This is a genomic window from Bacillus sp. V5-8f, from assembly GCF_002863565.1.
Taxonomy (GTDB): domain Bacteria; phylum Bacillota; class Bacilli; order Bacillales; family DSM-1321; genus Peribacillus.
On the sequence record NZ_PGUW01000006.1, the window covers coordinates 153,770 to 162,579 of the forward strand.

Annotated in this window: 10 protein-coding genes and 1 tRNA gene; 6 read left to right on the forward strand and 5 right to left on the reverse strand. The window is 37.4% G+C overall.

Annotation, left to right across the window (positions count from 1 at the left end):
- Positions 1–166 precede the first annotated feature (166 nt).
- Positions 167–1,201 carry a Delta(5) desaturase DesA gene (gene desA / locus CUU64_RS10750; protein ID WP_101633625.1) on the reverse strand — a complete coding sequence of 345 codons (1,035 nt, stop codon included), beginning with the start codon at positions 1,199–1,201 and terminating at the stop codon, positions 167–169.
- Between the two features lie 227 nt (positions 1,202–1,428).
- Between desA and CUU64_RS10755 the strand changes: the two genes are divergently transcribed.
- A complete protein-coding gene (locus CUU64_RS10755) occupies positions 1,429–2,145 on the forward strand; it encodes a YebC/PmpR family DNA-binding transcriptional regulator (RefSeq protein WP_101633626.1) in 717 nt (238 codons plus the stop codon).
- 106 nt (positions 2,146–2,251) lie between these two features.
- Here the strand turns inward: CUU64_RS10755 and CUU64_RS21985 are convergent, their stop codons facing one another.
- Entirely contained in the window at positions 2,252–2,404 is a 153-nt protein-coding gene (locus CUU64_RS21985) for a hypothetical protein (protein ID WP_180954551.1), read from the reverse strand.
- Between the two features lie 254 nt (positions 2,405–2,658).
- Here CUU64_RS21985 and CUU64_RS21990 point away from each other — a divergent pair, with 254 nt between their 5' ends.
- Together CUU64_RS21990 and CUU64_RS10760 are read left to right on the forward strand one after the other, a co-directional pair.
- Positions 2,659–2,805, forward strand: a complete 147-nt coding sequence (locus tag CUU64_RS21990; RefSeq protein WP_180954552.1) for a hypothetical protein — start codon at positions 2,659–2,661, stop codon at positions 2,803–2,805.
- Between the two features lie 420 nt (positions 2,806–3,225).
- Positions 3,226–3,714 (forward strand): GNAT family N-acetyltransferase, encoded by a 489-nt coding sequence (locus tag CUU64_RS10760; RefSeq protein WP_101633627.1) that lies wholly within the window; start codon positions 3,226–3,228, stop codon positions 3,712–3,714.
- A 181-nt stretch (positions 3,715–3,895) separates the two neighbouring features.
- Here the strand turns inward: CUU64_RS10760 and CUU64_RS10765 are convergent, their stop codons facing one another.
- Positions 3,896–4,231 (reverse strand): L,D-transpeptidase, encoded by a 336-nt coding sequence (locus tag CUU64_RS10765; protein WP_101633628.1) that lies wholly within the window; start codon positions 4,229–4,231, stop codon positions 3,896–3,898.
- Positions 4,232–4,706: 475 nt separating this feature from the next.
- Between CUU64_RS10765 and CUU64_RS10770 the strand changes: the two genes are divergently transcribed.
- Positions 4,707–5,078 carry a hypothetical protein gene (locus CUU64_RS10770; protein ID WP_101633629.1) on the forward strand — a complete coding sequence of 124 codons (372 nt, stop codon included), beginning with the start codon at positions 4,707–4,709 and terminating at the stop codon, positions 5,076–5,078.
- 361 nt (positions 5,079–5,439) lie between these two features.
- Positions 5,440–5,841: a phosphate-starvation-inducible protein PsiE gene (locus CUU64_RS10775; protein WP_101633630.1), complete on the forward strand. Its 402-nt coding sequence runs from the start codon at positions 5,440–5,442 to the stop codon at positions 5,839–5,841.
- Between the two features lie 399 nt (positions 5,842–6,240).
- On the opposite strand, the gene CUU64_RS10780 is transcribed toward CUU64_RS10775, so the two are convergent.
- Together CUU64_RS10780 and CUU64_RS10785 are read right to left on the reverse strand one after the other, a co-directional pair.
- A tRNA-Ala gene (locus CUU64_RS10780) sits at positions 6,241–6,313 on the reverse strand.
- 94 nt (positions 6,314–6,407) lie between these two features.
- The gene (locus CUU64_RS10785) at positions 6,408–7,115 is read right to left on the reverse strand and encodes an MgtC/SapB family protein (protein WP_101633642.1); all 708 of its coding nucleotides are present in this window, start codon (positions 7,113–7,115) and stop codon (positions 6,408–6,410) included.
- Between the two features lie 168 nt (positions 7,116–7,283).
- On the opposite strand from CUU64_RS10785, the gene CUU64_RS10790 reads away from it, so the two are divergent.
- Complete coding sequence (locus CUU64_RS10790; protein WP_101633631.1) at positions 7,284–8,204, forward strand: DMT family transporter; 921 nt, start codon at positions 7,284–7,286, stop codon at positions 8,202–8,204.
- The last annotated feature ends 606 nt before the right edge of the window (positions 8,205–8,810 follow it).

Here is an 8,810-nt window from a genome sequence, read left to right on the forward strand (position 1 = left end):
TAGGGGACAGCTTCACAGATAATTACGCTGTTATCATATCACACAGTGACGTGCAAAGTCTTTTGAATGCACGATAAAGTTCCATTTCTGGATGGATAGTAAAACTCCCCATGTATGCAGGAACAATGCTGACCCTTGCATATATGGGGAGGAAGGTGTTTGCCCTTTATAAACCGTTTTTTGTCTGCGTCATGACATTTTTTAATTTGGAAGTAGACTTCACATCTTTAAATCCAACAAATCTTTTTCCTTCCTCATCCCATAAGCGGAATTTTAGGGAGGTTAAACTGGTGGCCAGAGAGATCGTCGGTACATTCTGTAAGGGGAAAGTATTGTCATGTACCACTTCAAGCTTGTAGTTAGGGACTCTAGGACTTAAGTGATGAACATGGTGGTAGCCGATATTTCCTGTCAGCCATTGCAGCAACTTAGGAAGCTTGTAAAAGGAACTTCCTTCGACGGCTGCTTTTACATACTCCCAGTTTTCATCTTCTTCAAAGTAAGAATCCTCGAACGTATGCTGCACATAAAATAGCCAGACACCGGCAGCACCTGAAATCCAGAAAATCGGTACCTGTACCAGAAGGAAGGACTCCCAACCAAGGGTCAATCCTAATGCCGTAACCCAAATAGCGATTCCAATGTTCGTTAGGTAGGTGTTTAGCCGTTCCTTTTTTCTTGCTCCTTTTCTATTAAACCTGTTGGTGATCAGGAATACATAAATCGGACCTAACCCAAACATGATGAGCGGATTTCGGTACAGCCGATAGCCTACACGAGTCCAAAATGGCGCTGCTGTGTACTCTTCCACTGTCAGCATCCACATATCTCCTGTTCCACGTTTATCCAGATTGCTGCTTGTAGCGTGATGAACGGAATGGTCGTGCTGCCATTGAGTATATGGGAATAGTGTCATCATGCCCGTTATCGTTCCTAGGACTTTGTTGGCCGTACGGTTTTTAAAGAACGAGTGATGGCAGCAATCGTGAAAAATGATGAAAATCCGAACTAGAAATCCAGCTGCAACCACTGAGAATGAAAGTGTAAGGAGATACGATATGGACAGGCTTTGATAAGCTAAAAACCATAACAAGAAGAATGGTATGAAAGTGTTGATAATCTGCCTGATGCTTTTATTGGTTTCAGATTTTTCATAAGGGGCGACTTGCTTCCTTAATGTCTTTGTATTTTGCTGGGTCATTGTATCAATTTCCCTTCTTCATTTTTATTCTTATTTTTCATTATAAATGCAGTAAAATGCCATTTGAAGTAGCATGCGTCATGTAGCATACATGATAAATGTCATATACGGAAGGTTGTAATGTAAATGGTTTAACAAATGATGTATAATATAATCTGTTGAAGCAGCCGCTTTATTCATAATAACTGTACTTAAAATAGATTCAAAGTTGAAAGAGAGTGAACATAATGGGCCGCAAGTGGAACAATATTAAAGAAAAGAAAGCGTCAAAAGACGCAAACACAAGCCGTATCTATGCAAAATTTGGACGTGAAATTTATGTAGCAGCGAGGCAGGGAGAACCAGATCCGGAATCCAACCAGGCTTTAAGAGTTGTACTTGAACGTGCAAAAACATACAATGTACCGAAAAATATTATTGACCGTGCGATTGAAAAAGCCAAAGGCGGATCGGATGAAAATTATGATGAACTTCGCTATGAAGGCTTCGGGCCAAATGGTTCCATGGTTATTGTAGATGCATTGACCAACAACGTAAACCGTACTGCGTCAGAGGTGCGCGCTGCATTCGGCAAGAACGGCGGGAACATGGGTGTGAGTGGATCTGTCGCCTATATGTTCGACGCCACGGCTGTCATAGGCATTGAAGGCAAAACTGCAGATGAAGCACTTGAAATCTTAATGGAAGCAGATGTAGATGTACGTGATATTTTGGAAGAAGACGATTCAGTCATCGTTTACGCTGAACCGGACCAGTTCCATGCCGTGCAAGAATCGTTCAAGAATGCCGGAATCACAAATTTTTCAGTAGCAGAACTAACAATGCTAGCTCAAAGTGAGGTAACTCTTCCTGAAGACGCCCAGGCACAATTTGAAAAAATGATTGATGCATTGGAAGATCTAGAAGATGTACGGCAAGTGTACCACAATGTGGAACTAGCGTAATAACCACAGTTTATAGAAAATAAAATGCACCCCAATTGTTTAGCTAATCCTAACAATTAGGGTGCATTTTTTTATTCCCAGTCGGTAACCAAACTTTTGTAACCGATTATTGTGTCAGCCCATCCTCAGTTGCCATGGGCTGAATCTCATTTGTAGTACCCTTTTCATTTTTTTCATCTTTATTTTGTGCCTCCAGATGATCAAGCCGGTTATCAACAAATTGAGAATGTATATTGTGACTTTGATTGTCTTTTTTCATCCGTCTCATTGCCTCCTTACGTCATAAAAAGATGAGTCCTGATTATAATTTGGAATTGAATTATAATTTATGCAATGTATTTTCTGTTGTCGATGGAGGAGATTGGTACTTTCCCATAATCTATACCGTAATGCTTATTTATTTGACAAAATGTAAATTGTAAAGCAAGTGAACAAGAATTATATCAGCTTTAACTGCGTAAGATTACCTTTCCTTGTTGATAATAAAAAAAACGAATAACTAAGGAGGTATATATGAAGCAGAATAAAAATGTCTCAACTGACAGCCATGGTGGAGAAAAAGAAATGAAATCAGCAGTACCTGGAATAGATAAGCAACCTGCATCAGAAAGTAACCGTTCCAACGAACAATGGAAGGGCAGTGCTTCAGAACGAATCTAATCCGAAACAGAAACTGCTTAAATATCAAAGAAATACAAAATTTATTAAGCAGTGTTTCCAAGGATTTTAGTTAAGCTATTTTATGTTGAGATCAACCACGCCACATTACCTGTAATGAATGAAGTGCTTTATCTTTCGTCCTCAGTTGAAAAAGCAATGCGGTTGACTAAAGGTTTTAATAAAAATGTCTCTTATGAACCTAGAGAGTTACAATAAAAAAGAGCAGATTTTAGAGTGCGATATCGATATCGCGCTCTAAAACATTTTAACGACGATGTGAAATAAAAAATCGGGACCACACTTTTTATTTTTCCTATCGTGTTTATCCACCAATGGTTTAAATGGAAAATTTTTTACAATCAAAAAAAGGCGATATGACATTCAATTATTTAAAATGTAAAAAGAAGGAGGAATGAAGGTTTGTTGAACATACGAAATGTAAAAATGGAAGACTTACCCCAACTTATACATATTGAACATGTGTGTTTTTCAAAAGAAGAGGCTGCAACGAAAGAAGCATTTGAAAGAAGGATTAAATACATAGCGGATAGCTTTTTTGTAGCAGAACTAGACAGTAAGATTGTGGGTTTGATAAATGGACCCGTCATTAAAACATCATACATTACCGATGACCTATTTAGTGATATAAAGGCAAATCCAACTGCTGGCGGTCATCAAAGTATTTTAGGATTAGCGGTTTCGCCGAATTTTCAAAAACGTGGAGTCGCATCAGCGTTACTCGCACATTTAGAAAGGGAAGCAAAAATGAAAAAACGTGAAACGATGACACTTACTTGCAAAGAGAACTTAATTCCTTTTTATGAAAACTATGGATTTCTGAACGAAGGTGTTTCCAACTCAGAGCATGGGGGACTAACTTGGTACAATATGAGTAATAAGCTATATTAGTTTGTTGTGATTTCTAGAGAATTCGGGCAATTAAGTTAGCTAGATTACGGCCACTCACAATATCTCCTTCTCTACCAACTATGATTACCAAAATGCTTAAGAAGGAGGGGCTAGGACGCCGGTTCTTATTTAATTATTTGACTGGGTAAGAGCCTGGATGTAAGGGATATAAATAACAGAGTTACTTATGGATAACAACTGTAGTACCAATTGGAACTTTAGATGATAAGTCTAGAACATCACGATTTAACATTCTAATACACCCATGTGAGACATTCTTACCGATTGAAGACGGGTTATTTGTTCCATGTATACCGTAATGAGGTTTTGACAATCCCATCCAAAGCACTCCATATGGTCCACTGGGATTACGTTGTTTATTAATAATCGTGTATGTCCCGGTAGGGGTTGGTGATAATATTTTTCCAACTGCAATTGGGTAAGTCTTTATAAGTCTGTTGCCGTCAAAAAGTTTTAATTGATGTTGTGATGTTGATACGTCAATCCATTTTGCCATGAAGATCAACTCCAATTGAATGAGTAATTCTGGCATTGGTTAATAACGGTATGATTCAAGCTCGAAGTGTTTAACAATGAGAAAAAGACTGTAGAAATTGCTGTAGGGCACCAACAATTAAACAGTCAATCTTGAACTCCTGAGTGTCACATGATTTTCTAAGACAGCATGGTAATAGAAAAAAGGTGTATACCAAATCTAAACAGAACAAGGGAGTCCGGCTTATTCCCGCTTGCCTGCGATGCTTTTATGTCGTTGCCCTCCGACAATATAAATTACGAGGTAAAGGTTACAAATATTCTAAAAAAAAGAAACACATCAATAAGAACAGTTTGTTTAAATATGATAAGTCGACCTTAATACATAGACAAACATATAAAAAAGTAAAATTGTACATTCTGCCAAATGATGTTAGTCCATCCGTAATGGTAGGAATGGAATATATTAGTTCCATAAAGATTAAGGAGGAATATTCATGGCTAGAAGAAAGCGAAATCATAGTCATCAACGAAGTCATCATCGAGGTAACGGACGTTCGGATTCTGAAGCGGATGTGCGGTTTGATGTAGACCTGGACAATGATTTTGACAACGAAATAGATATTAATAATCAAAATGATGTTGATTCCGAAAACAGAGTGAGAAATGAGGACAAAAATACAAACATTGCTAAAATCAGTAATTCAGGCAACTCCAGAATCGATCTCGACATCGAAGTAGATTCTGATTCTAATGCCCGGGTACGTTCACGTTCAAGTTCAGATGCTGATGCGGATGCAGACCAAGATCAAGATTCAGAACAAGATCAAGAATCAGATCAAAATCAGAATGTTGACATTGATCTCTAATATTAACATTACTGAAAGTCAGCGAATGCTGGCTTTTTCATATATTTGAATTAATCTTTATTAAACAGAAAAACGATTACCGAGAGATGAACATTATGGAGGACCCCGGTGAATCGCTTTTTAAACAAGTATGTATCTAGTTTGGCAGGTTGGACTAACTTGCTCCCTTATAATGACCTTTAGGAAGTAAACTATACAGATGAAAATGAAAAGACTGTTGAATCCCAATTACACAAATATTGTACCCTCTCGTATAATTCGAAAAATAGTCAATATATGTTCGAACATTTTATCTAGATTGATATATATAATGATTAAGTAAGATATAACTATTTTGGGATAATTCTTAGGGGGCTTTAAAATGCATAACAGGATTATTAATGGTTTTCAGTATATCCTTAACGGTTCATTAATAATACTAGGACTCATGTTAACCTTAGCAATGATACGTGAATTATGGATGATTGTATTAGAGGTAACTGGGACAAGTTTAGAAGTTCATAATTTGTTACAGGAAATTCTTGTGTTTTTTCTTTATTTTGCGTTTCTATCCACAATCGTTAAGTATTTTAGAGAAGGGTATCATTTTCCAATAAGATACCTCTTATATATAGGTATAACAGCGACATTACGTTTTATTATAGTAAACCGGGATGATCCCATGGATAACTTTATTTTATCTCTTGTGATATTAGTCTTAATGATTGCTTATTTTTTAGAAATATCATCTACTAAGAATACTGAAAAGCGGCACGTAAAATAAAATACAAAAGCTTTATGTGGCCTGTATTGGAGTGAAATACTCAAGAAATATACATATCTTCGTGAACTCAACGGGGCTTACTTAAGATCAGTGCTGCTATTACGGCAGCCTGTTTTATTTATAGCACTAGGGTAAGGTTAGTTGATTAGAATATTTATTTTCCCTAAGCCTTAACAATAAAGAAGAATAGCCAAAAAATAAACCATTACCTTATGATTGCTCACATTTAACGGCAAATGAATAAATACTACAATATGAAGGCATTTGATAGTGAAACGTCTAAACAATCTTTACGACAATTTTTTTGCAAGACTCAAGTTACTTTATCTTTGGGACAAAAGAAAAAGAGCCATCCCCGATTATCTCAGAAATGGCTCTAATTCAATGGTTGTAAAGGTATGGAGCATAGCGGGCTCGAACCGCTGACCTCTACGCTGCCAGCGTAGCGCTCTCCCAGCTGAGCTAATGCCCCGTGTAAGTCACAAGAATTATTCTAGCTCCATTCTGAGAAAAAGTCAATAAGTTTTTTGAAAAAATATAAAGCCACTACAAATGCTCCAATAGCATTACAGATTTTCGATTTCTACTTTTGCTATCTCCTGGATATTGGAGACCGTATAATAAACATCCGTCGTTTTTCTTTTTTGGTCGACTGTTATTCTTAAGTGAAGAGAATGCAGGTTCTCTTCAAGATCTTTAATGCGGATATTTTTAACAGAAATCTTATTCTCGCGAATGTTTTCCATTACCTTCGCGATATCTTCTTTTTTATGAATAATCAGTTTTAGCATGATTTCTTTTTCCCGAAGCTGTTTCGGGCCGATTACCTTAAGCGTAGCAGGAATGATTTCTACACTGATAATTAATAAAATTACCCCGGCAATGGCTTCAATATAAAACCCGGCGCCTACTCCAATTCCGATGCCTGCTGCTCCCCAGATGATAGCAGCTGTCGTTAACCCGGAAATACTGTTATTGTCACGCCGGAGGATTACGCCAGCTCCCAAAAATCCGATGCCGGAAACAATTTGCGCAGCAAGACGTAGTGGATCCATCGTCACATTTACATCATCACTGCCGGGAAACATATACGCAGATTCAATCGAAACAACTGTAAGCAAACAACTCACGATGGAAATCACCAAGGTGGTTTTCAAACCAACAGGTTTTCGTTTTATCTCCCGTTCAAGTCCGATAATTAAACCCAAAACGGCCGAAATTCCGAGCTTTATCAATATTTGAATTTCTAATTCAGGGTCAAAAATCCATTCCATTGCCATATGAAACACCTACCATCTTTCAATAATGAAAATTCATGTTGATTAATTTTTTCCTTATACCCAAAGCTAATGATGTTAAATCTATTAATTTATTATAATTGTTGTCTTGCATTTTAGACATTACAATAAATATCAGATTTAGTGAAAAAGAAGGGGAAATAAATGCAAGAACCCAAATTCAATCCATACTTGGCGCTCGCCATCGGAGTGGCATCCGTTTCAGCTTCCGCCATATTAGTGAAAGTTTCATCTGCTCCTTCGGGGGTTATTGCTTTTTATCGCCTGCTATTCTCTGTATTCTTGATGCTGCCTTTTCTATCAAAAAGACACATATCGGAATTATTAAAGCTGGGTAAAAAGGATTTAGTTTTTTCTATTTTCGCTGGCGTTTTTTTAGCTTTTCATTTTATTCTGTGGTTTGAGTCATTGGATTACACATCTGTTGCGAGTTCGACAGTGTTGGTAACCCTCCAGCCGTTGTTTGCCTTTGTCGGAGCGTTTTTGTTTTTTAAAGACAGGGTTACAATTCCGGCCGTTCTAAGCGGGGTGGTTGCCATTGCTGGAAGTGTCGTCATAAGCTGGGGTGACTTACAAATAAGCGGCCTTGCTCTTTGGGGCGATATTCTTGCTCTACTTGCTTGTGCGTTAATAACTGGATACTTATTAATTGGGCAGTCGGTGAGAAAAAGAATTTCGTCTGTTACATATACATTTGTAGTGTACGCCGCAAGTACGTTAACTTTACTTTTGTACGTCATTTTCACTGGAGAATCGCTTGCTCCATACCCAGCTGCTGATTGGATCTATTTTATCATGCTTGCTATATTTCCGAATTTATTGGGACATTCCCTTTTTAATTGGTCATTGAAATGGCTGAGCACGACAACTATTTCTATGGCAATTTTAATGGAGCCGATCGGGGCTTCAATCCTGGCATACCTTCTATTGGGAGAGAAGATCACATGGACTCAAGGGCTGGGCGGTTTTATAATTATCACCGGACTTGTTCTATATTTGAAGTCTAAAAAGAAAACGACAGAAGCGAGCGATCCGCTTGCAGAGATAGGCGTAAAGGAAACCTGAAACACTATTGATAAGATGTGAAAAGCAGTAAGCCTGAGTTCAGCTTACTGCTTTTATTGGTAAAAGATATATATAAAGCGGGTAAAGACGAAGGCCATTGATGCACACATTATGAAAGTTGCTCCTCTAACTTTTCCTTCTTGGTTGCTAATTCTTAGTGCTTCCAAATATGCAACGCTAAACAAATACAAACACATAGTAAACGAAATGAGTAGGCCGATTACAGCTAAGTCCATTGCTTCACCTCGGGTAATTGAATGTATAAAAGATCATATTCACATTCCTTCTAGATTATGAGCTGAATAACAGAGAAAAAGCTCCCGCCCATTTAATTAATTGAAAAAATGAGAAGAAAACTCAGCAAAAACGTAAGGGTTACAAAATAACAAAAATATATTGCAAAAGGATTTTTTGCATGATATATTATGTTTTGTCGTTAAGGTAAATACCTTCTTGCTTGGCAAGATGATAAAAATATTCACAACAAGATGTTGACATAGTGAATAAGTGGTGTTATGATAACGAAGTCGCTTCTGAGGGAAGCAAAATCGCTCTTTGAAAACTGAACAAAACAAAGCGCCAACGTTTTTAATAGTGAGCAAACAC

Coding starts and splice junctions, on each gene's coding strand:
- desA (WP_101633625.1), bottom strand. CDS start 1,201: ATGACCCAGCAAAATACAAAGACATTAAGGAAGCAAGTCGCCCCTTAT.
- CUU64_RS10755 (WP_101633626.1), top strand. CDS start 1,429: ATGGGCCGCAAGTGGAACAATATTAAAGAAAAGAAAGCGTCAAAAGAC.
- CUU64_RS21985 (WP_180954551.1), bottom strand. CDS start 2,404: ATGAAAAAAGACAATCAAAGTCACAATATACATTCTCAATTTGTTGAT.
- CUU64_RS21990 (WP_180954552.1), top strand. CDS start 2,659: ATGAAGCAGAATAAAAATGTCTCAACTGACAGCCATGGTGGAGAAAAA.
- CUU64_RS10765 (WP_101633628.1), bottom strand. CDS start 4,231: ATGGCAAAATGGATTGACGTATCAACATCACAACATCAATTAAAACTT.
- CUU64_RS10770 (WP_101633629.1), top strand. CDS start 4,707: ATGGCTAGAAGAAAGCGAAATCATAGTCATCAACGAAGTCATCATCGA.
- CUU64_RS10775 (WP_101633630.1), top strand. CDS start 5,440: ATGCATAACAGGATTATTAATGGTTTTCAGTATATCCTTAACGGTTCA.
- CUU64_RS10785 (WP_101633642.1), bottom strand. CDS start 7,115: ATGGAATGGATTTTTGACCCTGAATTAGAAATTCAAATATTGATAAAG.
- CUU64_RS10790 (WP_101633631.1), top strand. CDS start 7,284: ATGCAAGAACCCAAATTCAATCCATACTTGGCGCTCGCCATCGGAGTG.